A 24,711-nucleotide genomic window follows, 5' to 3' on the forward strand; every position below is an offset into this window, starting at 1 on the left:
AGGTAAATTGGAAGCCTATCCCGACTCCTTGATTTCCCCTTTTTCCTCGCCCCTCGCCCCTCGCCCCTCGCCCCTCGCCCCTCGCCCCTCGCCCCTCCCGGGTCTAACTTTCCCTTGCCAGCAACCAGTCGACAAAGCCGCCCAGATCATCGAACCGTAGCGCCTGCTCCAGCCCGACGCCCTGGCTCTCCGTGCGCTTCCCCTTGCCGGTCCTGACCAGCACCGGCCGACAGCCCATGGCCTCTCCTGCCTCCAGGTCTCGAAGGCTGTCGCCGACCATCCAACTGCCGCTCAGGCTCTCCAGCCCCAGGGCTTCGCGTATCTGCTGCAGCAGCCCCGGAAGGGGCTTGCGGCAGTCGCAGCCGTCGTCGGGTCCATGGGGACAGTAGGCGATATGGGCGATCTCACCGCCGGCCGCGGCGACTTGGCGTTCGAGCTCCTCATGCATGGCGGCCAGGGTCGCCGCGTCGTAGTAGCCACGGGCGATGCCCGACTGGTTGGTGGCCACGGCAATGGTCCAGCCGGCGCGGCTCAGCCGGGCGATCGCCTCGATCGCCCGTGGGTAGGGGAGCCACTCATCCAGGGACTTGATATAGGCCTCGGAGTCCTGGTTGATGACCCCATCGCGGTCGAGAATCACCAGGCGGCGGGCTTCGGGCATGGCGCGGTTGTCTCCGGGGGCAGAAGGTGAAGTGAGGAGTGTTTCACGTGAAACATGCGCTGCCAAGTGCGGGGCTCAGAGGGTGAGGGGCGAGTCGCCAGGCAGTGTTCCCCCCTGCTGAGGTCGAGCGCCCCTGACATGTTTCACGTGGAACATCGCCGGGTTTGGCATCACAGGGGGGATATGAATAAGGCCGGCAAGCAGGATGCTTGCCGGCCTCTAGGGGCTACCGACGGGGCGCTTAGTGCGGATGTGGGAGCAAGGCGATATCCGCGACCTCCAGGAACAGCGCCTGGAGGGTGGCCAGCAGTGCCAGGCGGTTGTCCCGCACCGCCTCGTCGTCGGCCATGACCATGACCCGGTCGAAGAAGTCGTCGACCGGGGCCCGCAGGCTGGCCAGGGCGTCCAGCGCCTCGCGGTAATGGCCCTTGGCAAACAGCGGCATGACGGTGTCGCGTCGCGCCGCCAGCGTCTCGTAGAGGGCCTTCTCGGCCGTATCCTGGAGCAGCTCAGGGTTGACCGTGCCCTGACCCGAATGGCCCTGCTTGGTCAGGATATTGGAGACCCGCTTGTTGGCGGCGGCGAGCGCCGCGGCTTCGTCGCGCTGGGCGAAGGCGTGAACCGCCCGCAGGCGTCGCGCGAAGTCCAGCGGCCGAGTGACCGGGCGGGCCCGAACGGCCAGGTAGATCTCCGCCTCGATGCCTTCGTCCAGGGCCCAGGCCCGGAAGCGGTCGAGCATGTAGCCCAGCACCTCGTCGACCAGGTCCTCGGCATAGGGCAGTTCCTGGTGCTGGGCAGCGGCCAGCTCCAGGAGCTCGCGCAGGTCGAGATCAAGCTCGCCCTTGACCAGGATGTTGAGCACGCCGATGGCGGCGCGGCGCAGGGCGAAGGGGTCCTTGGTGCCGCTGGGGCGCTGGCCGATGCCGAAGATGCCGGTCAGCGTATCGAGGCGGTCGGCCAGCGCCAGGGCGCGACCGGTGCGGGTCTCAGGGATGGTGTCCGTGGCGAAGCGTGGCAGGTACTGCTCCTCCAGCGCCTGGGCGACCTCGGCGGGTTCGCCGTCATGGACGGCGTAGTAGCGGCCCATGATGCCCTGCAGCTCGGGAAACTCCAGCACCATCTCGGTGACCAGATCGCACTTGGCGAGCTCGGCGGCGCGCCGGGCCTGGGCCACGTCGCCATCGATGCGGCCGGCAATGAAGGCGGCCACCGCCGCGGTGCGATGCGACTTGTCCGCCAGGGTGCCGAGCTGCTTCTGGAACAGCACGCTGGAGAGTTCGTCGATCCGCGAGGCCAGAGGGCGCTTGCGATCGGTGTCATAGAAGAAAACGGCATCGGCCAGGCGCGGGCGGATCACCTTCTCGTTGCCCTCGATGACCTGCTGCGGGTCGGCGCTGTCGATGTTGGAGATGGTGATGAACAGCGGCTTGAGTTGCCCCTGGTCGTCGAGCAGGTGGAAGTACTTCTGGTTGGCCTTCATCGAGGAGATCAGGCACTCGGCCGGGACCTCCAGGAAACGCTCGTCGAAGCTGCCGGTGAGTGCCACGGGCCACTCGACCAGACCGCTGACCTCGGTGAGCAACTGCTCGTCGATCACCGCCTGGGCGCCCTGTACCTCGGCTTCGGCCAGTACCTGTTCGCGAATGCGCTCGCGGCGCCGCTGGCGGTCGGCCAGCACGTAGGCCTCCTCGAGGGCCGCCAGGTAGTCATCGGCATGGGACAGCTCGATGGGCGCGGGCGCATGGAAGCGGTGGCCGCGGGTCGTGCGGGAGGCCGTCAGGCCGAGCACCTCGGCCTCGACTACCTCGCTGCCGTAGAGCATCACCAGCCAGTGGACCGGCCGGGAGAACTCGATGCGCGAGGCGCCCCAGCGCATGTTCTTGGGCACCGGGAGAGCGGCCACGGCCTTATCGACGATAGCCGGCAGCAGGGCGGTGGTGGCCTCGCCCGGCTGGCGCTCACGGTAACCGAGCCAGGTGCCCTTGGGGGTCTCCAGGTGAATCAGGTCCGCCACCTCGACGCCGCAGGAGCGGGCGAAGCCCTCGGCGGCCTTGGTGGGCTGGCCATCCTTGAAGGCGGCCGCCAGTGCCGGGCCGCGGCGTTCGACTTCGCGATCCGGCTGCCTGTCAGCCAGGGCGCCGACCTGGACGGCGAGGCGGCGCGGGCTGGCCCAGGCCTGAACGGTATCGAAGGCGAGCCCGGCCTCATCGAGCCCGCGGCGGATGCCCTCGGCCAGCGCATCGGAGAGGGTGTCGATGGCGCCGGGGGGAAGTTCCTCGACGCCCAGTTCCATCAGAAAGGTGGTGGCTGCCATGCTCAAGCGTCTCCCTCTTCGGCAAGCGGCTGGTCGGCCAGAAGCTCCTGGCGCAGGGCCTCGGGGGCCATGGGGAAGCCGGCGGCCTTGCGTGAATCGTAGTAGGCGTGGGCCACGTCGCGGGCCATGGTGCGCACGCGCAGGATATAGCGCTGGCGCTCGGTGACCGAGATGGCGTGGCGGGCATCGAGCAGGTTGAAGGTGTGCGAGGCCTTCAGCACCTGCTCATAGGCAGGCAGGGGCAGGCCGGCCGCGAGCAGCTTGGCGCACTCACGCTCCTGATGGTCGAAGGCGCCGAACAGGGCCGGCACGTCCGCCTGTTCGAAGTTGAAGGCCGACTGCTCGCGCTCGTTCTGCAGGTAGACGTCGCCGTAGGTGACCCGGGAGCCGTCCGGGGCAATGGCCCACACCAGGTCGTAGACGCTGTCGACGTTCTGCAGGTACATGGCGATGCGCTCGAGGCCGTAGGTCAACTCCCCGGTGACCGGGTAGCACTCGATCCCACCGGCCTGCTGGAAGTAGGTGAACTGGGTCACCTCCATGCCGTTGAGCCATACCTCCCAGCCCAGGCCCCAGGCCCCCAGGGTGGGCGACTCCCAGTTATCCTCGACGAAGCGGATATCGTGCACCAGCGGGTCGATGCCGAGGCGCTCGAGCGAGCCCAGGTAGAGGTCCTGGAGGTCGGCGGGGGAGGGCTTCATCACCACCTGAAACTGGTAGTAGTGCTGCAGGCGATTGGGGTTCTCGCCATAGCGTCCGTCGGTGGGGCGGCGGGAGGGCTGCACGTAGGCGGCGTTCCAGGTCTCGGGGCCGATGGAGCGCAGGAAGGTGGCGGGATGGAAGGTGCCGGCACCGACCTCCATGTCCAGGGGCTGAAGCACCACGCAGCCTTTTTCGGCCCAGTACTGCTGCAGGGCGAGTATCAGGCCCTGGAAAGTCGACGCCTCAGGCGTCGACGAGGGTGTCGAGAGAGTCATTGGGAAAGCACCGTTGGCCATGAATTCACAGGGCATCAAGTATACAAGCAGCCGCTAGTCGGTTATAGGTGCCGCCAGGCCGCGATGCCATGCCACCGGTTGGCTCGTGCTCGTGTCGTGACGGGGGGCGCGCTATCATGATGGCGCCCGTTCGGGCGAGAGGGGAACCGACTCCCCACAGTACCCAGCGACAGCGCCATGGATTCTCGATGACCACGATAGCCGCCAAGGAGCCGCAGCCAAGGGCCACTCGCTTTCTGCTCTATGCCGAGCAGAACTATGCCTATGGAATCTTGAGGCCACTGCAAGCCGCCATCCGGGCCCGCGGCGGGGAGGCTAGGTGGTTCTTCGCCGGCCCAGAGGTCGACCCGGAACACCTGGAGCCCGGGGAGGTTAAACTCGGCGATGTGGCCGCCGTCAGGGCCTGGCGCCCCGAGGTGGTGCTGGTGCCGGGCAATATGGTGCCGTCCTTCATTCCCGGCTTGAAGGTAGCCGTGTTTCACGGCTTCAATGTCGCCAAGGCGGGGCGCAGCGACGATCGCGGCCACTTCAATATTCGCGGCTGCTTCGATCTCTATTGCACCCATGGCCCCGGCGACACCCAGGGTTTCGCGCGCCGGGCGGCCGAGCACGGTCACTTTCGGGTGGTCGAAACCGGCTGGCCGGCCCTGGACCCGCTGTTCCGTCCCGAGATGCCCGCCGGGCGTGAGCCCGACCTGCCGGCGAGGGATGGCCGCCCGCGCATCCTGCTGTGCTCCACCTTCACGCCGCGGCTGAGCTGCGCACCGCATCTGCTGGAGACCGTCCGCCGCCTGCGCGATACGGGCAGGTGGCAGTGGCTGATCCAGTTTCATCCCAAGATGGACCCGGCGGTGGTCGAGGCCTATCGCTCCCTGGAAGACGACAGCCTGAGCTTCATCGAAACCCGCAACATCCTGCCGCTGCTGCGCACCTCGGATGTCATGGTGTGCGACACCTCCTCGGTGATGCTGATGTTTCTGCTGCAGCACAAGCCGGTGGTGACGTTTCGCAACCAGAGTCGAGGAGACAGGTCACACCTGCTGGATGTGACCCGACCGGAGGCGCTGGAAGGCGCTATCGAGGAGGCGTTGTCGCAGCCCGCTGAGCTGATGGGGCGTATCGGAGCGTTGGCCGGGGAGCTGCATCCCTACACCGACGGGCGTTCCAGCGAGCGCGTGCTGGATGCCGCCGATGCCTGTCTGCGGCAGGGACGGGCGGGACTCAAGGCCAAGCCCCGCAATGGACTGCGAAACCTCAAGGAGCGCCGCAAGCTGGGCTATTGGAAGCCCGGCTAGGCGTTGTTGGCCCAACCAAGCAAAACCAAGCAAGCCGTGACCATCTCTCGTCCGCCCCGAGCACGGTGGTTCAGGGGGTATCGCGGGGCTCTTCGTCCTGGCGCTCTTCGCGGGTCAGCAGCCACAGGCCGGCATGCTTGTTGAAATTGCCCTGCATGTAGTTCATGGCCACGATGAAGCCGATGCGCCCGTCGAGAAAGCCACCGCGCAGGACGTAGATCAAAAAGAAGGTCCATAGCGATCTCAGGCAGACCAGCAGCAGGCTGCGATTTCGCTTGCCCTTGGCAAAGTACTTCTGGCTGCCCAACCAGGCGTACTTGGCGTTCTTTTCCAGGGCATGGCCATAGTCGCGGGCGGTGAAGTGCAGCAGCCTGCCGGGCAGCCGGCCGATCTTGCCGGGAGCGGGGACAATGGTTTCATGCACCTGGGCATCGGTGAACCTGGCCCCCTCGCGGCGGAACAGCCTCAACGGTGCGCGGGCACTGCGCCCGAATTTGAGGCCCTTGCCATGACGCACCACCAGCCACTTGATCCGAAAGGCGGTCTCCTCGATCCGGGGGCTGCTCAGCAGCGCTTCCAGCGCCTCCTGGGCGCTCTCGTCCAGCGCTTCGTCGGCGTCGATGGAGAGCACCCAGTCCATGCTGGCCCGGTCGAGGGCGCGCTGCTTCTGGATCCCGAAGCCGGGCCAGTCGGTCACCCATACCTTGTCGGTATATTGCCTTGCCACCTCCACGGTGCCGTCGGTGCTGCCGCTGTCGAGGACGATGATTTCATCGGCGATGCCGGCTACTGACGCCAGGCAGCGCGGTAGCCGGTCGGCCTCGTTCTTGGCGATGATGCAGACCGAGAGGGTGTGGCGGTGTGGGGAGGACGCGTCAGGCTGCATGGAGAGTGGCTGTCTGTGTCATGGTGATTTTGCCCCTGTCAGGGATAGATGTCTTCGTCCGGGGCCGCATCGTCGGGCGTCTCGACGACCTGCTCTTGCCCGGTGTTGGCCTCGGTCTGGCGCCGTTCCGGGACCAGGCCTTCCCAGAGTCGTTCTTGAAGCGCCGTTTCCTCACGCATCCGGGCATGCAGCGTCGGCTTGCCATGTTCCTCGACCAGAGTCGGCTCATCGGAGAGCAGCGATACCCCGAGGCCGGCGCGGTGCCAGTCGATGGTGAACCCCATGGCTTCCAGAATGGTGGGGAAGACATCCACCATGGAGGCTTCCCGCTGCTCACGGCCAACGGGGATGCCCGGCCCCAACAGCATGAAGGTGTTGTCGCGGTCACCCTGGATCAGGTCATCCCAGGCCGAAACGCGCATGGTGAGGTGGTCGCTGACCAGTATCACCAGGGTGTTGTCCAGCAGGCCTTCGCGTTCCAGCCGCTCGATCAGGTCCCTGGCCAGCCATGCCGAACACTCCACCGAGTAGAGGATGTCGATGCCGTTGAACTCTCCCTGGCGATCGATACAGGCCTGGGCCGGGTAGCCATGCGGTGCATGGCCGGCAATGGTCAGGTTGACCACGCCCCAGGGTCCGTCGCCCTCGTTGAGGCGGCGGATCTCCTCGATGGTGAAATCGTAGAGCGAATCGTCATAGAGGCCCCAGCTATTGACGTAATCCGGGTCCTCCAGCCGTGGCTGCAGCTCCTCGCGCCCCAGCACCGTTTCGAAGCCATGGTCCTCGTAGAAGATGCCTTTGCCGGCGAAGGCGGTGCTGGCCCCGCCCAGGTAGGCGAGCCGGTAGCCCTCTTCCGCGAGCAGGTCGCCGAGGCAATCGACCCCGGGCACCACCTTGTCCAGTGGCGTGAACTGGCGGTCATGCAGTAGGCCGGCGGGCATCAGCGGTGTCCCACACTGGCTGGCGATCATGCCGGCCATGGTCCAGCCGGTATTGTTGATCTGGCGCACCCCTTCGTAGACCAGGCCGCGCTCGCCGACGGCATCCAGGTCGGCGTAGGCGTCACCGAAGCGCTCCCGGTCGGCATAGGTGCGTTCGATGCTTTCCAGGTAGAGCAGCAGCAGGTTCGGCGGCGTCTCGGGAGTCTCGAGGATCATCGGCTCGACGTACTGGCGATTGAGCCAGGCGCCGTCGTCGGTGACGATGGCGGCGCCGCGCTGGGTGATGCCGTAGAGCAGGGGGTTGCTGGCCAGCAGTACGATGGCCAGCAAGGGTTCGGCGCGCCGCCAGCGGTGGTCGTGCCGGGTCAGCCAGACAATGGCCGCCAGCAGGGCCAGCATCGACAGGCAGTAGACCACGGCGGCGCCGATGCGGCCGACGCCGCCGTGGTCGGTCATCCCGGCCTGCAGGTGGAAGTAGACGGCCCCCACGTCGACGATGCCGAAGCTGTCGGCCAGATAGACGTACAGCCCCCACAGGGCAATGGGCAGCAGCGACCAGGGCCAGAGCCTGCGACCCTGAGCGGGCGGCTGGTAGCTCAGAGGTGCCCCCCAGCGGAGCAGGGCGCCCAGGCCGATCCAGGCGGTGGCAATCAGCGGTAGCCACCAGGTGGAGAGGCGGGTCAGGGTGGTGATGGCGTAGCCCACACACAGGCCCATGACCAGTAGGGACCACCAGCGGGGATGGGGCAGGGCCAGGTGTTTCGGCGGCGTCGGCATGATCGATCTATGGTATCGTCTGGCTCGTGATGATAGCTCGTAATGATAGGGCCACCTTAACAGGGTGCCCCGCGTTCAGGTAGCCGTGGAAAGCCCCCCCGATACGACGCGACTGGCATATGCCGGCCGCCGGTTCTGCCTGCAGCGGGAGACGCGCAATGCAACGTACAGCGAGTGCCGGCCCCGGGAGGCTGGAGTGTGACGGCTACCGCCTCGAGGCCAGTGTGACCGACGACGAGGCGGTCTCCCTGGTGCGGGCCGTGGTTGAGCGGCGCTACCGGGTGGTGACGCCCTTGAAGGACAGTCGCCACTGCTGGGCGGCGCGGGTCGCCATTGGCGGTCGTGACCTGGTGCTCAAGGTGCCTCGCGCCCGTAATCGTCGCGCCTGGGAGCGCTTCCTGACGCTGTTTCGCCCCGGGGAATCGATTCGTCAGCATCGCAGCATCGCGACGCTCGATCACCTTGGGGCGAGGGGCCCCGAGCCGATACTGGGCGCCGAGCGGCGTGAGGCGGGGCGAGTGGTGGACGGTTTCTTCCTGTACGGCTATGTCGCGGGCCGGCAGGCGACGAGCCGCGATACCCGGGCGGTGGCCGAGGCGCTGCTCGAACTGCATGGACATGGCTACCTGCGCGGCGATCCCCAGGCGCAGAACTTCATCATCGATGAGGGCCAGGCCCGCTTCATCGATTTCAAGATGCAGCGGCCACGCTTCCTGACCAGGATTCGGCTGCTGATGGAGTACAGTAAATTTCTCGAAAGCATGCCCTTCGGCTATCGCTATCTCGACCAGGCAACGCGTGACTCCCGCGCCTTTCGCCTGGCCAATGCCCTGCAGGCCGGGCTCTCCTGTACGCGGCGCCTGCGCAAGGCTGCCAAGCGCAAGTTGACGGGATGGCGCAAGGGGTGAGCCGTTGCGCCGGGGCTATTCTCCCCCCCGGTGCCCCTCGAGGATGGCGGCCATCGCCTGGGGGTGGCCAAGCTTGCGCAGTGAGCGCGCCAGCCGCGCCAGGTTGCCCGGGACATGGCCTCCGCTGGGGCGCATGCGGCAGCGATCCAGGTCGATCAGCCAGGTCTTGCCGTCATCGTCGACCAGCAGGTTGCGGGCATTGAGATCCACGTGGTCGAGGCCGGCATCGTGAAAGCGGCGGATGGTGGCGCCAACGGATGTCAGCAGGGCGGCGTCGGCGCGGTTTTCCGCGAGCCGCTCGGCGAGCGCACGGGCGCCGGGAATGCGCACCGTGAGCAGCGCCGCCTCGTAGCTTAGCCCGTGGCGGGTCACCCCGGCCGCCACCGGCCGCGGCACCGGCAGGCCGCGCTCGTGCAGGTCGGCGGTCAGGCGCAGCTCGCGAAAGGCGCGGGTGCGCTCGAGCCCCAGCCACAGGTAGCGCGCCTCGCTGACCGTCGCCACCAGGCCGCCGCGACGGTAAGGGCGCAGCACCCACTGCTCGGCACCGGCGTCCAGGAAGAGGCTGCTGCCGCGCCCCGGCGCTTCCCCCACCACCCGACCCTGCTGGCGCCAGTGCTGCGGGTCGAGCAGCGTCGGGCCGAGTTGTGGCGCCATGTCGGCGTCACATACACTGCCTGCATCATATAGAATGACCGTCTTTCCCGTCCGATATGTTGCCAAGCGCATGAAGCATCCTCTGCCTGCCCGACCCCGCCATATTGCCATACTGCGGCTCTCCGCCCTGGGCGATGTCTGCAATCTGGTGCCGACCGTGCGCGCCCTCCAGCGCCAGTGGCCCGAGGCGCGTATCACCTGGATCATCGGCAAGGCCGAGCACAGTCTACTGGCGGGCCTGTCGGGGGTCGAGTTCATCGTCTATGACAAGGCGACCGGCCTTGCCGGCATGCGCGCCATCTGGCGCGAGCTGTCGGACAGGCGCTTCGATGTGCTGCTGCACATGCAGCAGGCGCTGCGGGCCAGCGTGCTGTCGCTGGGGATCAAGGCCGAGGTGCGGGTCGGCTATGACAAGGCGCGCTCCAAGGATGCCCAGCACTGGTTCATTCACCGCCAGCTGGCGCCGCATCCCCGCGCCCACGTGGTGGAGTCGTTTCTCGACTTCGCCCGGCTGCTCGGCGTGGAGGACCTCTCCCTGGAGTGGAACCTGCCGATTCCCGAAAGCGCCGTCCAGGAAGCCCGCGAGATCGCCGGGACGGGGCGCTACCTGGTGATCAGCCCCTGCAGCAGCCTGCGGGTACGCAACTTCCGCAACTGGTCGGCGGAGGGCTATGCCGCGGTGATCGAACACGCCTGGGCCCAGCACGGCATCGCCACCGTACTGACCGGTGGCGGCAGCACCCAGGAGCGCGAGATGGGCGAGCGGATCCAGGCCCTCAGCCGACCGGAAGCGGTGCACGACGCCATCGGCAAAAGCTCGCTCAAGGGGCTGCTGGCGCTGATCGATGGCGCCGAGGCGGTGATCGCCCCCGACTCCGGGCCGGTACACATGGGCAATGCGCTGGGTACCCCGGTGGTCGGCCTCTATGCCACCTCCAACCTGGATCGCACCGGGCCCTACCATTGGCGGGCCCAGACGGTGAACCGCTATCCGGAGGCGGTGCGCACCTACCTGCACAAGGAGCCCGAGCAGTTGGCCTGGGGGCAGCGGGTGCGCCATCCCGACGCCATGTCGCTGATTCGCACCGAAGATGTCATCGACCGGCTGGAGGCGGTGCTCCTCGCCCGGGATGCCCATGGCGCGCAGACGGAGACCCCCGATGAAGCTTGATCTGACCGCTCTGGAGCAGGCCCGTGTGCTGGTGGTGGGCGACGTGATGCTCGACCGCTACTGGCATGGCGGCACCCTGCGCATCTCGCCGGAGGCCCCGGTGCCGGTGGTGCAGGTACGCGACAGCGAGGATCGTCCCGGCGGGGCGGCTAACGTGGCGCTGAATATCGCCTCGCTGGGGGCCCATGCCGCCCTGGCCGGCCTGGTCGGTGACGACGACAATGGCGAACGGCTGCGCTCGGCGCTCGATGTGGCGGGAGTGAGCACTCACTTCGAGTGCAGCATCGGTATCCCCACCATTACCAAGCTGCGCGTGGTGAGCCGCAATCAGCAGCTCATCCGCCTGGACTTCGAGCAGGGGCTCGGCGAGGTGGATACCCGCGGCCTGCTGGCCCGGGTCGAGCAGGCGCTGCCCGATTGCGACCTGGTGATCCTCTCCGACTACGGCAAGGGCACGCTCAACCGGGTGGAGGCGTTGATCGAGTTGGCGCGTGCCGCCGGCAAGCGGGTGCTGGTCGACCCCAAGGGCAGCGACTTCGGCAAGTACCGCGGCGCCAGCATGATCACCCCCAACCTGACCGAGTTCGAGGGGGTGGTGGGCCCCTGCCGCGACGATGCCGAGCTCGCCGCCAAGGCCGAGGCGCTGCGAGACGAGCTGGCGCTGGAGGCGCTGCTGATCACCCGCAGCGAGAAGGGCATGACCCTGATCCGCGCCGACCACGAGCCGCTGCATCTGCCGACCCGGGCCCGGGAGGTGTATGACGTCACCGGCGCCGGGGATACCGTGATCGGCGTGCTGGGCCTGGCGCTGGCCGCCGGCCACGGCTTCCCCGAGGCCATGACCCTGGCCAACCTGGCCGCCGGCCTGGTGGTGGCCAAGCCGGGCACGGCGACCCTCTCCATCGCCGAGCTCTACACCGCCCTGCACGGCGACAAGCTGGCCGAGTTCGGGGTGATCGAGGAGCGGCCCCTGATCGAGGCGGTGCGGGCCGCCCAGGCCCGTGGTGAACGGGTGGTGATGACCAACGGCTGCTTCGACATCCTGCACGCCGGCCACGTGGCCTATCTGGAGCATGCCCGTCGGCTCGGTGACCGGCTGATCGTTGCGATCAACGACGACGCTTCCATCGCCCGGCTCAAGGGGCCCAAGCGGCCGATCAACCCCCTGGCCCGGCGCATGCAGGTGCTGGCGGGCCTGGGCGCCGTGGACTGGGTGGTGCCCTTCGGCGAGGACACCCCCGCACGGCTGATCGAGGCGGTGCTGCCGGACGTGCTGGTCAAGGGCGGCGACTACCGCCCCGAGCAGATCGCCGGCGGCGAGGCGGTACGCGCCAATGGCGGCGAGGTGACCGTGCTCGACTTCGAGGACGGCGTCTCCACCACGGCGATGATCGCCACCATCCTCGACCGCGAGGCGTGAGGGTGCGTGCCGGGCGCCCCTGGGCGAGGCACCTCTACTCGGCGGCGCTCTATCTGCTGTCGCCGCTGATCTGGCGGCGCGTCTGGCGTGAGCAACTGCCCACTCACCCCCGGCGCGAACGGCTGGGCTACCTGCCTTCGCCACCCGACCACCGGCGCAGGATCTGGCTGCACTGCGCCTCGGTGGGCGAGGTGCTGGCCGCCCGTCCGCTGATCGAGGCGCTGCTCGAACGCTTTCCCGGGCATTGCCTGGTGATCACCACCATGACCGCCACCGGCGCCGAGCGTGCCGCCGCCCTGGCTGAGGGGCTTCGCCAAACCGAGGCTGGCGGCGAAGTGAGTCATCACTTCGTGCCGCTCGACTTTCCCGGCGCGGCGCGGCGCTTCATCGACCGCCTCTCTCCCGCGCTGGCGATCCTCTTCGAGACCGAGCTGTGGCCCAACCTGCTGGCCGCCTGCGGCCGGCGCGGGGTGCCGGTGGCGGTGGTCAACGGCCGACTCTCGCCCCGCGCCTTTCGCGGCTACCGCCGCCTGCGCCCGCTGATGCAGGAGGCGCTGAGCCATGTCGACTGGCTGGCGGCCAAGTCCGCGGCCGACGCCGGGCGCTTCCGGGCGCTGGGCATGGCCGCCGGGCGCAGCGAGGTGGTGGGCTCGCTGAAGTATGACCTGACACCCGACCCCGTGGCCGAGACCCGCAGCCGGCAGCTGTGCACCCGACTGGGGGCGCGTCCCGTCTGGGTGGCCGGCTCCACGCATCCGGGTGAGGATGAGCTGCTGCTGGACGTCCATGCCCGGCTGCGCGCGCACTACCCCGATGCGCTGCTGATCCTGGTGCCGCGCCACCCCCAGCGCTTCGACCGGGTGGCGGCGCTATGTGCCGAGCGGGGCCTGGCGCTGGCGCGGCGTTCCCGGGACGAGTGGCCCGGGGCCGCCACCGCGATCTACCTGGGCGATACCATGGGCGAGCTGCTCACTCTCTACGGGGTCGGCGACCTGGCCTTCGTGGGGGGCAGCCTGGTGCCGGTGGGCGGGCACAACCTGCTGGAGCCGGCGGCCATGGGCGTGCCGGTGCTCACCGGCCCGGAGCTGGCCAATTTCGCCGAGGTGGCGGCGACCCTGCGCGAGGCCGACGCCCTGGTGGAGGTCGCCGACGCCGAGGCGCTGGGCCGTGTGCTCTTCGCGCTGTTCGATGACGAGGCCGAGCGTCACCGCCTGGCCGAGGCGGGCCAGGCGGTGATCGCGGCCAATCGTGGCGCCCTGGTGCGTACCATGACCGGCCTATCGCGGCTGATGGAAACGAAGTGAGCGATCACTCACGTCGCTTCGGGTTCGGCGCCGATCAGGCCGGCGTCAGCCGCTCGACGCCGTGTTCGGTGCCGAGCAGCAGCACATCGGCGCCGCGGGCGGCGAAGAGCCCGTTGGTGACCACCCCGACGATGGCGTTGAGGCGCGCCTCCATGGCCACCGGGTCGTCGATCATGAACTCGAAGCAGTCGATGATCGGATTGCCGTTGTCGGTGACCACTCCCTCCCGGTAGACCGGATCGGCGCCGAGCTTGACCAGTTCCCGGGCCACGTAGGAGCGCGCCATGGGAATCACTTCCACCGGCAGCGGGAACTCGCCCAGGCGCTCGACCTTCTTGGAGGCGTCGGCGATGCAGATGAAGCGCTCGGCGCAGGCGGCGACGATCTTCTCCCGAGTCAGGGCCGCGCCGCCGCCCTTGATCATGTGTAAGTGAGCGTTCACTTCGTCGGCGCCGTCGATATAGAAGGGCACCGTGCCCACGCTGTTGAGCTCGAACACCTCGATGCCGTGGCCGCGCAGCCGCTCGGCGCTGGCCTCGGAGCTCGCCACGGCGCCCTTGAAGTCGTCACGCAGTGCCGCCAGGCGGTCGATGAACAGGTTGGCGGTGGAGCCGGTGCCGACGCCGAGCACGGTGTCGCGCTCGAGCCAGGGCCGGATCTCGTCGATGGCGGCCGCGGCCACGGCGTCCTTTAGTTCGTCCTGGGTCATGGGGGAACTCGCTGTCTGATGGGGGACGGATGCGGCGCCATTATAGTCCAGCGAGGCCAGCCTGCCGATGAGGGCAAAATACTGCACGAGCGAAAGGCGCCGGGGACAGGTCGGAGAGGGGGTCCGAGGACCAGGGATGGCCGAGGTAGCCTACAGGGAAGTATTCATAGCGCCCCCTCGAAGGCCTGTCGCCGGCACAGCCTGGAGCGATGCTGCCATCTGCGATAGCCCTCTCGCTGGAGGGGCTGCGCTGGACGCCATGCCTCCGGGAATGCTACCAATAGGGGTTCTCTGCACTGCAGCACAGCCCTTCGCGTCACTCCTCTGGGATATCAGGATGCTAGAAGCTACCGTCAAGAAGATTCTCCAGGCCCGGGTCTACGAGGCCGCCCGGGAAACGCCGATCTCCCCGGCCCCCTTCCTCTCCCGCCGTTTTCACAACACCATCCTGATCAAGCGTGAGGACCTGCAGCCGGTCTACTCCTTCAAGATTCGCGGGGCCTACAACAAGATGGCCCAGCTGAGCGAGGAGCAGAAGGCCAAGGGCGTTATCGCGGCGTCCGCCGGCAATCATGCCCAAGGCCTGGCCATGGCGGCCAAGCAGATGGGCGTCAAGGCGGTGATCGTGATGCCGCGTATCACCCCGGAGATCAAGGTGGCCGCGGTGCGCGCCCGCGGCGCCAAGGTGGTGCTCAAGGGCGACGCCTTCGCCGCCGCTGCCGAACACGCCCAGGAGCTGATCGCGGAGCACGGCTACACCTACATCCCGCCCTTCGACGATATCGACGTGGTGGCCGGTCAGGGCACCGTCGCCATGGAGATCCTCCATCAGCATGCCGGCCCCCTGGACGCCATCTTCGTGCCGGTGGGCGGTGGCGGGCTGATCGCCGGGGTGGCGGCCTACGTCAAGTACCTGCGCCCCGAGATCAAGGTGATCGGCGTCGAGGCCGAGGACAGCGCCTGCCTCAAGGCCGCTCTGGCCGCCGGCGAGCGGGTGGTGCTCGACCAGGTGGGGGTCTTCGCCGAAGGCGTGGCGGTGGCCCAGATCGGCGAGGTGCCCTTCTCCATCGTCCGTGACCTGGTCGACGACGTCATCACCGTCAACGCCGACGAGATGTGCGCGGCGGTCAAGGATATCTTCGACGATACCCGGGCGGTGTCGGAAACCTCCGGGGCCCTCTCCCTGGCGGGGCTGAAGAAGTACATCCAGCAGACCGGCGTCGAAGGTCAGACCCTGCTGTGCATCAACTCCGGGGCCAATACCAACTTCGATCGGCTGCAGCATATCGCCGAGCGCACCGAGCTCGGTGAGCAGCGCGAGGCGATCCTCGCGGTGACCATTCCCGAGAAGCCCGGCAGCTTCAAGAAGTTCTGCAAGACCCTCGGCAAGCGCATGGTCACCGAGTTCAACTACCGCTACGCCGACCCGGAGGCGGCGCATATCTTCGTCGGCGTGCAGGTCAAGCCCGGCGGCGACGATCGTCAGGCGGTGATCGAACGGCTGCGCGATGCCGGCTACCCGGTGGAGGATCTCACCGACAACGAGCTCGCCAAGCTGCATATCCGCCATCTCGGCGGCGGCCGCCCCAAGGAGCACTTCGAGGAGGAGGTCTATCGCTTCGAATTTCCCGAGCGTCCCGGGGCGCTGATGAATTTCCTCACCCACCTGCCCCACGACTGGAACATCTCGCTGTTCCACTACCGCAACCACGGCGCGGCCTATGGCCGTGTGCTGGTGGGCATGCAGATCCCCAACGGCGACCGGTCCCACGTGGAGGAGCACTTCGACGAGATCGGCTATCGCTACTGGAAGGAGTCCGACAACTCGGCCTATCGGCTGTTCATGGCCTGAAGGATTCCCTGGGTAAGCGCTGACTTACGTCAAAGACGAGAAATGACGAGTGTTTCGAAAGGTGATCGTTGGCCGCCAGTGGTTGTCAGCCAGGTGCCTGAGCCCCTATAGTCGACGCTGCGCGTCGCCATGGGCGACATCGTCCACTCTCCGCTGCGGCGGACGCACTTGCAGGGAGCAGATAATGAAGCGTAAGCCCGATCTGGTCATGGCACTGGTGCTGGCATTCGGCATCGGCGTCGTGGTGACCGGCTATGCCCAGGCGCTGGCGGGTAGCTGAGTCGGCCATCAGTGCCATGATCAGATGCAATGCAAACGACCGGCCGGTGCAGCGCACCGGCCGGTCGTTTGCGTTGTGCCGCCGGCTAGGCCTCAGGGAGCAACAAGGCGGGCGTCGCTCGCAATGGCATCCAGCGGAATATCCCAGGGCGCGCTCGGCAGCCGGGAGATCCGCTGGCACTCGTGGGCCAGGCCGATCAGCCGCGGGCGCGGCCCCGGGCGGCGGGTGAAGGCCAGGCTGCGATCGTAGAAGCCGCCGCCCATGCCCAGGCGCTGGCCGGCGTCGTCGAAGCCCACCAGCGGCAGCAGGATCAGGTCCAGTGCCCAGGCGGGCAGGCGCCGTGCCCGGTGCGCGCCGTGGCGGGTCTCGGGCTCGGGGATGCCGAAGCGGTTGCGCACCATCGGCGTGCCTGGGTGGTAGTGGACGAACCACAGGACGTTATGGCTCAGCGGCTTGAGTACCGGCAGGTAGACCCGGGCGCCGCGCCGGGTCAGCCACGGGATCAGCGGCCTGGGGTCGATCTCCCCGTCGTTGGGCAGGTAGAGGGCCACGCGGCGAGCGCGCTGCAGCTCGGGCAGCTGGCGCAGGCGGCGACACAGGGCCTGGGCGGCCTGGCGCTGCTGCCGCGGAGAGAGGGCACGACGCCGTCGACGCAGGGCACGGCGCAGGCGCTTTCGCGCGTCCGGTGAGTCGTCGCGGGTGTCGAAATCGAGAGGGTCAGGCAGGCTGTTCATGATGCGATAGGGTTCCCCAGAGTGCCGCTGTCATTCTGGCCCTTGAACCCTTGGTTCAAGGTGGGTGGCCGCAGCCGAACCGTCAGGCTTTCCGTCGCACGGACATGCACACGGGTCCGGCTAGCTATTGGCCGCCCTAGGTATTGCGCATAGGCTCGAGGGACTATAACGACTGGCCAACACCCCAGGGAACACCTTCATCGTATCAGAGCTGGCGGGGACGTCCAATGTCATTCGCCGGATGTTTGCTGTGGCGTCGGGCCGCTGGCCAGGGCCCGCTCCAGGCGCTCGCTCAGCCGGTCCAGGCTCTGTTCGCCGCTGCGTCGCTCATCCAGCGCCTCGAGCAGCTCGTGGGTGATGTTCAGCGCCGCCATGATGGCGATCCGCTCACTGCCCAACAGATTGTTCTGGGCATGGATGCCGTGCATGGCGCGATCCAGGTAGCGGGCGGCGCGGTCCAACTTGTGCTCCTCGCCGGAATTGCAGGCGATCACGTAGTGCCGACCCAGCAGGGTGATCTCGGCGGTGGGACGGGGGGCATCGCTCATGAGGGCTCCGGTGCGGGCCACGGGGCGGCCCGATACGTTAACATCCTGTAGAGACCTGTCTGGAGCGGCCCGCACTGGTTCGGCGCGCGTTCAGACAGTGCCCAGTCAAGAGGCGTCATTCAACCACTATAAGAGAGCCGCTCCTGGGCGGTCAACGCACCGCGGCGGCTCTCTTGACACCGCTCTTCGTCGCCTGCCACAAGGAAAGCCGTCATGTCCACGATCGACGAACGCCCGGATTTCTCGACCATCGCCGACCTGTTCCTGCTGCACGGCAGCCTGCAGTCCCCGGCCTTTCTCGACGGCCGGCTGTGCGCCGGCCTGGCGCTCAACGACCTCGCCGCCGGCGACTGGCTGGAGGCGGTCTGCCTGGACCTGGGGGTCGAGCAGCCCCGCGATCGCGACAGCGCCGAGGCGCTGCTGGCCTGGCGCCGGCAGGCCCTGGAGGCGCTGGCCGACAGCGCCCTGAACTACGAGCCGCTGCTGCCCGACGAGCTCTATTCGCTGGCCGAGCGCGCCCGCGGCCTGCGCGACTGGACCCTGGGGTTCCTGGAGGTGGTCGAGGAGGCCGGTGAGGCGCCCCGCCAGGGCTGGTCGGCGCCGCTGCGCGAGGCGCTGGAGGACCTGTCGGTCCTGGCGACCATGGAGACTGACCTCGAGGAGAGCCCCGAGAACGAGAACGACCTCTTCGCCCTGGCCGAACATGCGCGGATGGCCGCCATGCTGCTCTACACCGAGCAGCACCCGGGCCGGCCGCAGGTCGAGGCGAGCGAGCCGACCCGCCATTGATGCCCACTCCCATTGCCAAGGAGCCGCGATGCTGCCCGATCCCCTGCCCCGCCCCGCCCCCATCGCCAACGACGAGTACCGGTCACGGCGCCGCGCCCTGATGGCGGCCCTGCCCGCCGACAGCGCGGTGCTGTTGCCCGGCGCCTCGTTGGTCACCCGTTCCCGGGACAGCGAGTACCCCTTCCGCCAGGACAGCGACTTTCACTACCTGACCGGCTTTGCCGAGCCCGATGCCCTGCTGCTGCTGCTGCCGGGGCGTAGCGAGGGTGAGAGCGTGCTGTTCTGCCAGGACCGCGACCCCGCCCTGGAGACCTGGACCGGCGTCCGCCTGGGGGCCGAGGGCGCCGTGCGCGAGCACGGTGTCGACCAGGCTTTCGAGAATGCCGAACGCGAGGAGCGCCTCGAGGCCCTGCTGGACGGCCGTCGCACCCTCTATCTGCCTCTGGACAGTCCCGAGGCCATGGCCATCGCCGAGGAGGCGCGTAGCGCCCTGGCAGCAAAGGCCCGTCGCGGCGCGCGCCCCCCGGAAGCGCTGGTTAATGTAGCGCCGCTGCTGCACGAGGCCCGTCTGATCAAGAGCGAGAGCGAGCTCGCGCTGATGCGCCATGCGGCGCGGATCTCGGCCGGCGCCCATCTGCGCGCCATGCATGCTGCCCGCCCGGGGCTCGGCGAGTACCACCTGCAGGCCGAGCTGGAGCACGAGTTTCGCTGGCAGGGCGGCAGCGGCCCGGCCTACGCCAGCATCGTCGGTGGCGGCGCCAACGGCTGTGTGCTGCACTACATCGAGAACCGCGATGCCCTGCGCGACGGCGAGCTGGTGCTGATCGACGCCGGTGCCGAGTTCGACCTCTATGCCGGCGACATCACCCGTACCTTCCCGGTCGGTGGGCGATTCAGCGACGCTCAGCGCGCCCTCTACGAGGTGGTGCTGGCGGCTCAGGAGCGGGCGGTGGCGGCGGTGCGACCCGGCGTCACCCTGGCCGAGATCCACGCCGGGGTGGTCCACGACCTCACCGCGGGGCTGATCCGGCTGGGGCTGCTCGCCGGCGAGGTCCAGGCGCGCATCGACGACGACAGCATCAAGCGCTTCTATCCGCACTCTACCTCCCACTGGCTGGGGCTGGATGTTCACGACGTCGGCGCCTATCGCCCGGCGGGCGAGCCCAGGCCGCTGGCGCCGGGCATGGTGCTGACCGTCGAGCCGGGGCTCTATGTGCCCGCCGATGATGAACTCCCCGAAGCGTTTCGCGGCATCGGCATTCGCATCGAGGATGACGTGGCGGTCACCGTTGAGGGGCATGAAGTGCTCAGCGAGGGGGTGCCCAAACGGGTCGAGGATATCGAGGCCCTGATGGCCAGAAAATGATCAGTGGAAAGGGAGTTCGATGCATGTTACGTAATTTACGTTACGCATTATCATCCGGTAGTCATGGTGCCCGAGGAGCCTGGGCATGAGCCGCGCGGCCCCACGCCCCGTGGATATCGCCATCATCGGCGGCGGGCTGGTCGGCGCCAGCCTGGCCTGCTGCCTGGCGCCGCTGATCGAGCGCCACGGGCTGTCGGTGGCGGTGATCGAGGCCGCGCCGATGGGCAATTTGGCCGAGACCGCCTGGCAGCCGAGCTTCGATGCGCGCTCCAGCGCCATCGCCCAGGGCTCGGCGGAGCGCTTTCGCGACATGGGCCTGTGGGATGCCATGGCCGAGCAGGCCGCGGCGATTCGCCGGATTCACGTCAGCGAGCGGGGCCGACTGGGCGTGACCCGCCTGCTGGCCGAGGAGCTCGGCCAGCAGGCGCTGGGCTACGTCGTCCCCAACGCCTGGATGGGCCGCGTGCTGCATCGGCGCCTGGCGGCGCTGCCGCTGGCATGGCACTGCCCGGCGACGGTGGAGGCCATCGTGCCCGAGGCCGAGGGGCACCGCCTGACGCTCTCCGATGGCAGCCAGCTGCGGGCCGGCCTGACGGTGCTGGCCGACGGCGGCCGCTCGGGGCTCAAGGCGCGCCTGGGCATCGCCAGCGATGAGGCGCCCTATGACCAGGTGGCGCTGATCGCCAACGTGGAGGTGAGCCGCCCCCACGGCGGTACGGCCTTCGAGCGCTTCACCCGCGAGGGGCCGATCGCCCTGCTGCCGCTGCCGGGCCAGCAGATGGCGCTGGTCTGGACCCACGCCAGCGGCCGCGAGACGGCACGCCTGGCCCAGGGCGACGGCGACTTTCTGGCTGAGCTGCAGGACGCCTTCGGTGACCGGGCCGGGCGCTTTCGCCGGGTGGGCAGCCGCCACGCCTATCCGCTCACGCTGATCACCGCGCGGGAATCGGTGCGCCCCGGGCTTGCGGTGCTGGGCAATGCCGCCCATGCGCTGCACCCGGTGGCCGGCCAGGGCTTCAACCTCGCCCTGCGCGGCGTGACGGATCTGGTGGCGGCCCTCGAACAGGCCCTGGAGGGAGGGGAGTCGCTCGGCTCCCTGACGACCCTGGGCGATTTCGAGGCGCGCCGCTTCGCCGATCGCCACAGCGTCATCCGCTTCAGCGACGGCCTGGTGCGGCTGTTCGGCATCGACCACCCGCTGCTGTCCCACGCCCGGGCCGCCGGCCTGGTCGGCCTCAACCTGGCCGGCCCGCTGCGCCGCAGCCTGGCGCGTCGCGCCATGGGCCTGGAGCGCTGACATGCAGTCACATCATGGAGAGCACGACATGGCGCAAGCCGGTCAGGAGAGTCAGCGCTGCGAGGCGATCATCGTCGGCGGCGGCATGGTGGGGGCGGCGCTGGCCGCGCTGCTGGGCGAGGCCGGGGTCGCGGTGACCCTGCTCGATGCACGCCCTACGCTGCTGGACGCCGAGCGGGTGGGGCGTGGCCGGCCGGCGAGGCGGGTCAGCGCCCTGACGCCGGTGTCACAGCGCCTGCTCGAGGGCATGGGGGCCTGGGAGTGGATGCGCCAACGGCGGGTGACCCCCTACCGGCACATGCAGGTGTGGGACGCCGAAGGCAGCGGCGAGGTGGCGTTCTCGGCGGACCAGGCCGGGGTGCCGGTGCTTGGCCATATCGTCGAGAACGACGTGGTGTTGGCGGCGCTGGAGGCGCGGCTGGTCGCGCTGCCGTCGGTGACGCTGGGCCTGTCGGCCCGCGTGGCCGGCCTCAACGAGACCCCCGACGGGCGCGAGGTGGTGCTGGAGGATGGGCGCCGGCTGTCGGCGCCGCTGGTGGTGGCCGCCGACGGCGCCCGCTCGCCGCTGCGCACGCTGGCCGGCATCGAGGTCAGCGCCCGGGACACCGGCCATGTGGCGGTGGTCACCACGGTGCGCAACGCCCGCCCCCACGGTGGCGTGGCCCGCCAGGTGTTCCTGCCCGGCGGCCCGCTGGCCTTCCTGCCGCTGACCGTGGAGGACGATGACCGCTACTGCTCCATCGTCTGGTCCACCGCCCCCGAAGAGGCCGAGCGGCTGACCGGCCTCTCGGCGCAGGCCCTGGGCGAGGCGCTAGGGGCGGCCTTCGCGCATCGCCTGGGCGAGGTCGAGGTGGTGGATGGCGCCATGGCGGTGCCGCTGACCCAGCGTCATGCCGAGTGCTACACGCAGCGCGGCTTCGCCCTGGTGGGCGATGCCGCCCACACCATTCACCCCCTGGCCGGTCAGGGGGTGAATCTGGGGCTGATGGATGCGGCGGTGCTCGCCGAGGAGGTGCTGGCGGGGCGGCGCCGGGGGCTGGCCATCGGCGAGGCGGGGGTGCTGGGGCGCTATGCCCGCCGTCGACGCGGCGACAACGCCGCCATGCTGGCGCTGATGGACGGCTTCCGGCTGCTGTTCGGCACTAGTAACCCGGCGCTGACCCTGGCCCGCAACCTGGGCATGAGCGGCGTCGACCGGCTCACCCCGGTCAAGCGGCTGCTGATGCGACAGGCGATTGGGCATAGGGGCCGCCTACCGGCCTCCTGCCGTTAACGCCTTCGCTGGCTGACGACGTTGAGCGCCTTGAGCAGGTTCAGGGCTTCGCTGAGCTGGTAGTCCTCGCGGAGCCGCTCGCTCATTTCGTGGCGTTCGCGGGGGTCGTCCTGCGAGCGCAGGTGGCCCTCCAGGTCGGCCTCGCGCAGCTGGCGGCCGCTTTCGGTCACCTCGACCCGACCGCGCACCACTTCCACGTCGGGCTCGATGCCCTGGGCCTGGATCGAGCGGCCGCTGGGGGTGTAGTAGAGCGCGGTGGTCAGCTTGAGCCCCTCGCCGTTGCCCAGCGGCATGATCTGCTGTACCGAGCCCTTGCCGAAGCTCTCGGTGCCCATCACCACCGCCCGATGCTGGTCCTGCAGGGCGCCGGCGACGATCTCCGCCGCCGAGGCGCTGCCGCCGTTGATCAGCACCACCAGCGGCACCTCGGGCGCGACGGTATCGCGGCCAGCCGAGAAGCGCATCTCGGCGTCGGGCAGGCGGCCTTCGGTGTAGACGATCAGGCCGTCGTCGAGGAAGGCGTCGGCCACTGCCACCGCTGCCTGCAGCACCCCGCCGGGGTTGTTGCGCAGGTCCAGCACCAGGCCGTTGAGCGGGCCGTCGCGCTCCATGCGTGCGATGGCGGTGCCCAGCTGGTCGGCGGTGCGGGACTGGAACTGACTGACCCGCAGGTAGCCGTAGCCGGTTTCCAGCATCTCGCTTCTTACGCTCTCGGTGCGGATGATCTCGCGGGTCAGGGTAACGGTGCGCGGCGACTCCTCGCCGCGCCGCTGGATGGTCAGGCTCAGCTCGCTGCCCGGTTCGCCGCGCATCAGGGTCACCGCCTCCTGCAGCGAGAGCCGATCGGTGGGGGTGTCATCGATGCGCAGGATCTGGTCCCGGGACTGCAGCCCGGCCCGCGCGGCGGGGGTGTCGTCGATGGGGGTGATGATCGTCAGCTGGCCGTCCTGCAGGCCCACCTCGATGCCGATGCCGCCGAATTCGCCCTGGGTGGACTCGCGTAGCGACTGAAACTCGTCGCGGTCCAGGTAGGCGGAGTGGGGGTCGAGCTCGCTGAGCATGCCGCGCATGGCGTTGCGCAGCAGGGTGCGATCATCGACGTCCTCGACGTAGACGCGCTTGATGCGTTCGAACACCTCGGCGAAGGTCTGGATCTCCTCCAGCGGCAGGTCGTCGCCCGGCGATGTCGCCTGGGCGGCCGGCGACAGCCAGACGAGCGGCACCGCCAGCAGGGCGGCCAGCAGGCGACGGGGAGCGGCGGGCAGGAGCCCGGCGGAACTGAGGGGCATGCGAACTCCGCGATAGCGAGACGAGACGACCAGCATAGCTCGCCGCCGGGAGGTTGGGGAAGGGCCGCGTCAGCGCCGGGCGATCCAGGTCTGGGGGTCGATGGGATCGCCCCCGCGACGCACCTCGAAGTAGAGCGCCGGCGCCGAGTGGCCGCCGCTGGCGCCGACCCTGCCGAGGGTGTCGCCGCGGGCAACCGCTTGGCCCACCTCGACCTCGAAGCGCTGCAGGTGGGCGTGCAGGGTCATCACCTGATCGCCATGGTCGAGGATCAGCAGGTTGCCGAAACCGCGCATCCAGTCGGCGAACACCACACGCCCGGCGTGGACCGCCGCCACCGGGGTGCCCTCCCGGGCCTCGATCAGGATGCCGTTGCGGTGCACGCCGTCGCTGCGCCGGAACCCCGAGGCCACCGCTCCCTGCACCGGCCAGGGCAGATCGCCCCGGGTCCGTTCGATGGCGGTGGAGGGGGGCGGTCGCTCGAGGCGGGCGAGTTCCTCCTGGACCTGCTGGAGGGTCTGCTCGGCCCGCTCGCGGTCGCGGCCCAGGTCGGCCAGCCGCGCCTGCTCGCTGGTGTAGCGATCCTGGAGCTCGGCCAGCAGGCGCTCGCGCTCGGCCAGGCGCTCGGCGAGCTCGGCACTGCGCTCGGTGAGCGACTCGGCCAGGGCGTCGAGCCGCTCGCGCTGTGCGAGCCGCTCACGCCGGTTGTCGGCGAGCTCGCGGTCGAGCCGGGCGATCTCGTCGAGCCGCTCGTTACGGGCCCGGGCCAGGTGGTTGAGATAGGTTTGCAGCCGGTCGAGGCGCGCCGGGTCGTCCTGATTGAGCAGCAGCTTGAGCTGCGGGCTCAGCCCCAGGCGATAGAGGGCGTTGAGCTGGGTGCGCAGGGCGGCGGCCTGCTCGTCGCGCTCCTGCTCCAGGGCGTCGCGGTCCGCCTCCAGGGCCTCGATCGCGTCGCCCAGCTGGCGCCGCTCGGCCTGGAGGTCGTCCAGGCGGCGGTGGGTGTCGGCCAGGTCGGTTTCCACCTCGCGCAGGGCCCGGGAGGCGTCATCCTGTGCCGACCGGGTGGCGCGAAGCCGCTGGCTGAGCGACTGGATGTCGGCGCCGATGGCGTCGAGCCGCTGCCGCGCCTCGCGCTCGCTGGGCGAGGCGGCCAGGCCGGCCGCATAGCCCCCGCCCAGCGCCAGGGCGAGGGCCAGCAGTGCCGCCCGCAGGGGGGGCAGAGGGCGCCGGGTACGGCTCATGGTCGT

Annotated in this window: 21 protein-coding genes and 1 other RNA gene; 10 read left to right on the forward strand and 12 right to left on the reverse strand. The window is 69.1% G+C overall.

Annotated features, from left to right (window positions below; all coding sequences use genetic code 11):
* Positions 1–103: 103 nt before the first annotated feature.
* The 3 genes from gmhB to glyQ all read right to left on the reverse strand — a co-directional run bounded on the left by gmhB (position 104) and on the right by glyQ (position 3,952).
* Complete coding sequence (gene gmhB, locus HOP52_RS02785; protein WP_238975743.1) at positions 104–661, reverse strand: D-glycero-beta-D-manno-heptose 1,7-bisphosphate 7-phosphatase; 558 nt, start codon at positions 659–661, stop codon at positions 104–106.
* Between the two features lie 241 nt (positions 662–902).
* The gene (gene glyS / locus HOP52_RS02790) at positions 903–2,975 is read right to left on the reverse strand and encodes a glycine--tRNA ligase subunit beta (protein ID WP_238975744.1); all 2,073 of its coding nucleotides are present in this window, start codon (positions 2,973–2,975) and stop codon (positions 903–905) included.
* 2 nt (positions 2,976–2,977) lie between these two features.
* Complete coding sequence (gene glyQ / locus HOP52_RS02795; RefSeq protein ID WP_238975745.1) at positions 2,978–3,952, reverse strand: glycine--tRNA ligase subunit alpha; 975 nt, start codon at positions 3,950–3,952, stop codon at positions 2,978–2,980.
* Positions 3,953–4,161: 209 nt separating this feature from the next.
* Between glyQ and HOP52_RS02800 the strand changes: the two genes are divergently transcribed.
* Positions 4,162–5,268 (forward strand): CDP-glycerol glycerophosphotransferase family protein, encoded by a 1,107-nt coding sequence (locus HOP52_RS02800; RefSeq protein ID WP_238975746.1) that lies wholly within the window; start codon positions 4,162–4,164, stop codon positions 5,266–5,268.
* Positions 5,269–5,338: 70 nt separating this feature from the next.
* Here HOP52_RS02800 and HOP52_RS02805 read toward each other — a convergent pair whose 3' ends face one another.
* Both HOP52_RS02805 and HOP52_RS02810 read right to left on the reverse strand, forming a co-directional pair.
* On the reverse strand, positions 5,339–6,154 hold the full coding sequence (locus HOP52_RS02805) for a glycosyltransferase family 2 protein (RefSeq protein ID WP_238975747.1): 816 nt from the start codon (positions 6,152–6,154) through the stop codon (positions 5,339–5,341).
* Positions 6,155–6,192: 38 nt separating this feature from the next.
* A complete protein-coding gene (locus tag HOP52_RS02810) occupies positions 6,193–7,872 on the reverse strand; it encodes a sulfatase-like hydrolase/transferase (protein WP_238975748.1) in 1,680 nt (559 codons plus the stop codon).
* Positions 7,873–8,030: 158 nt separating this feature from the next.
* Here HOP52_RS02810 and HOP52_RS02815 point away from each other — a divergent pair, with 158 nt between their 5' ends.
* Complete coding sequence (locus HOP52_RS02815; protein WP_238975749.1) at positions 8,031–8,780, forward strand: protein kinase family protein; 750 nt, start codon at positions 8,031–8,033, stop codon at positions 8,778–8,780.
* Between the two features lie 15 nt (positions 8,781–8,795).
* Here the strand turns inward: HOP52_RS02815 and HOP52_RS02820 are convergent, their stop codons facing one another.
* Positions 8,796–9,506 (reverse strand): 3-deoxy-D-manno-octulosonic acid kinase, encoded by a 711-nt coding sequence (locus tag HOP52_RS02820; RefSeq protein WP_238975750.1) that lies wholly within the window; start codon positions 9,504–9,506, stop codon positions 8,796–8,798.
* On the opposite strand from HOP52_RS02820, the gene HOP52_RS02825 reads away from it, so the two are divergent.
* Genes HOP52_RS02825 through waaA form a run of 3 tightly spaced genes read left to right on the forward strand, consistent with a single transcriptional unit; the run spans position 9,505 to position 13,329 of the window.
* Entirely contained in the window at positions 9,505–10,605 is a 1,101-nt protein-coding gene (locus tag HOP52_RS02825; protein WP_238975751.1) for a glycosyltransferase family 9 protein, read from the forward strand. The genes HOP52_RS02820 and HOP52_RS02825 overlap by 2 nt on opposite strands.
* Positions 10,595–12,025, forward strand: coding sequence for a bifunctional D-glycero-beta-D-manno-heptose-7-phosphate kinase/D-glycero-beta-D-manno-heptose 1-phosphate adenylyltransferase HldE (hldE, locus tag HOP52_RS02830; protein WP_238975752.1), 1,431 nt, complete (start codon positions 10,595–10,597; stop codon positions 12,023–12,025). Before HOP52_RS02825 ends, hldE begins: the two co-directional genes overlap by 11 nt.
* 2 nt (positions 12,026–12,027) lie before the next feature.
* The gene (waaA, locus tag HOP52_RS02835) at positions 12,028–13,329 is read left to right on the forward strand and encodes a lipid IV(A) 3-deoxy-D-manno-octulosonic acid transferase (RefSeq protein ID WP_238975968.1); all 1,302 of its coding nucleotides are present in this window, start codon (positions 12,028–12,030) and stop codon (positions 13,327–13,329) included.
* Between the two features lie 34 nt (positions 13,330–13,363).
* On the opposite strand, the gene rpiA is transcribed toward waaA, so the two are convergent.
* Complete coding sequence (gene rpiA / locus HOP52_RS02840) at positions 13,364–14,038, reverse strand: ribose-5-phosphate isomerase RpiA (protein ID WP_238975753.1); 675 nt, start codon at positions 14,036–14,038, stop codon at positions 13,364–13,366.
* A gap of 337 nt (positions 14,039–14,375) precedes the next feature.
* Here rpiA and ilvA point away from each other — a divergent pair, with 337 nt between their 5' ends.
* A complete protein-coding gene (gene ilvA / locus HOP52_RS02845; protein WP_238975754.1) occupies positions 14,376–15,890 on the forward strand; it encodes a threonine ammonia-lyase, biosynthetic in 1,515 nt (504 codons plus the stop codon).
* 372 nt (positions 15,891–16,262) lie between these two features.
* Here the strand turns inward: ilvA and HOP52_RS02850 are convergent, their stop codons facing one another.
* From HOP52_RS02850 to HOP52_RS02860, 3 genes are all read right to left on the reverse strand, one after another.
* The gene (locus tag HOP52_RS02850; protein WP_238975755.1) at positions 16,263–16,904 is read right to left on the reverse strand and encodes a 5-formyltetrahydrofolate cyclo-ligase; all 642 of its coding nucleotides are present in this window, start codon (positions 16,902–16,904) and stop codon (positions 16,263–16,265) included.
* A gap of 9 nt (positions 16,905–16,913) precedes the next feature.
* A non-coding RNA gene (gene ssrS, locus HOP52_RS02855) (6S RNA) lies at positions 16,914–17,098 on the reverse strand.
* Between the two features lie 36 nt (positions 17,099–17,134).
* A complete protein-coding gene (locus HOP52_RS02860) occupies positions 17,135–17,452 on the reverse strand; it encodes a cell division protein ZapA (protein WP_238975756.1) in 318 nt (105 codons plus the stop codon).
* A gap of 213 nt (positions 17,453–17,665) precedes the next feature.
* On the opposite strand from HOP52_RS02860, the gene HOP52_RS02865 reads away from it, so the two are divergent.
* The 4 genes from HOP52_RS02865 to HOP52_RS02880 all read left to right on the forward strand — a co-directional run bounded on the left by HOP52_RS02865 (position 17,666) and on the right by HOP52_RS02880 (position 22,177).
* Complete coding sequence (locus tag HOP52_RS02865; RefSeq protein WP_238975757.1) at positions 17,666–18,241, forward strand: UPF0149 family protein; 576 nt, start codon at positions 17,666–17,668, stop codon at positions 18,239–18,241.
* Positions 18,242–18,269: 28 nt separating this feature from the next.
* Positions 18,270–19,607, forward strand: a complete 1,338-nt coding sequence (pepP, locus tag HOP52_RS02870; RefSeq protein ID WP_238975758.1) for a Xaa-Pro aminopeptidase — start codon at positions 18,270–18,272, stop codon at positions 19,605–19,607.
* 85 nt (positions 19,608–19,692) lie between these two features.
* On the forward strand, positions 19,693–20,904 hold the full coding sequence (gene ubiH / locus HOP52_RS02875; RefSeq protein WP_238975759.1) for a 2-octaprenyl-6-methoxyphenyl hydroxylase: 1,212 nt from the start codon (positions 19,693–19,695) through the stop codon (positions 20,902–20,904).
* A 1-nt stretch (position 20,905) separates the two neighbouring features.
* Positions 20,906–22,177, forward strand: coding sequence for a UbiH/UbiF/VisC/COQ6 family ubiquinone biosynthesis hydroxylase (locus HOP52_RS02880; protein WP_238975760.1), 1,272 nt, complete (start codon positions 20,906–20,908; stop codon positions 22,175–22,177).
* Here the strand turns inward: HOP52_RS02880 and HOP52_RS02885 are convergent.
* Both HOP52_RS02885 and HOP52_RS02890 read right to left on the reverse strand, forming a co-directional pair.
* Positions 22,174–23,466, reverse strand: coding sequence for a S41 family peptidase (locus HOP52_RS02885; protein ID WP_238975761.1), 1,293 nt, complete (start codon positions 23,464–23,466; stop codon positions 22,174–22,176). The genes HOP52_RS02880 and HOP52_RS02885 overlap by 4 nt on opposite strands.
* Before the next feature lie 69 nt (positions 23,467–23,535).
* Complete coding sequence (locus tag HOP52_RS02890; RefSeq protein ID WP_238975762.1) at positions 23,536–24,705, reverse strand: murein hydrolase activator EnvC family protein; 1,170 nt, start codon at positions 24,703–24,705, stop codon at positions 23,536–23,538.
* Positions 24,706–24,711: the final 6 nt, after the last annotated feature.

Source organism: Billgrantia campisalis (genome assembly GCF_022341425.1).
Classification (GTDB): Bacteria; Pseudomonadota; Gammaproteobacteria; order Pseudomonadales; family Halomonadaceae; genus Halomonas; species Halomonas campisalis.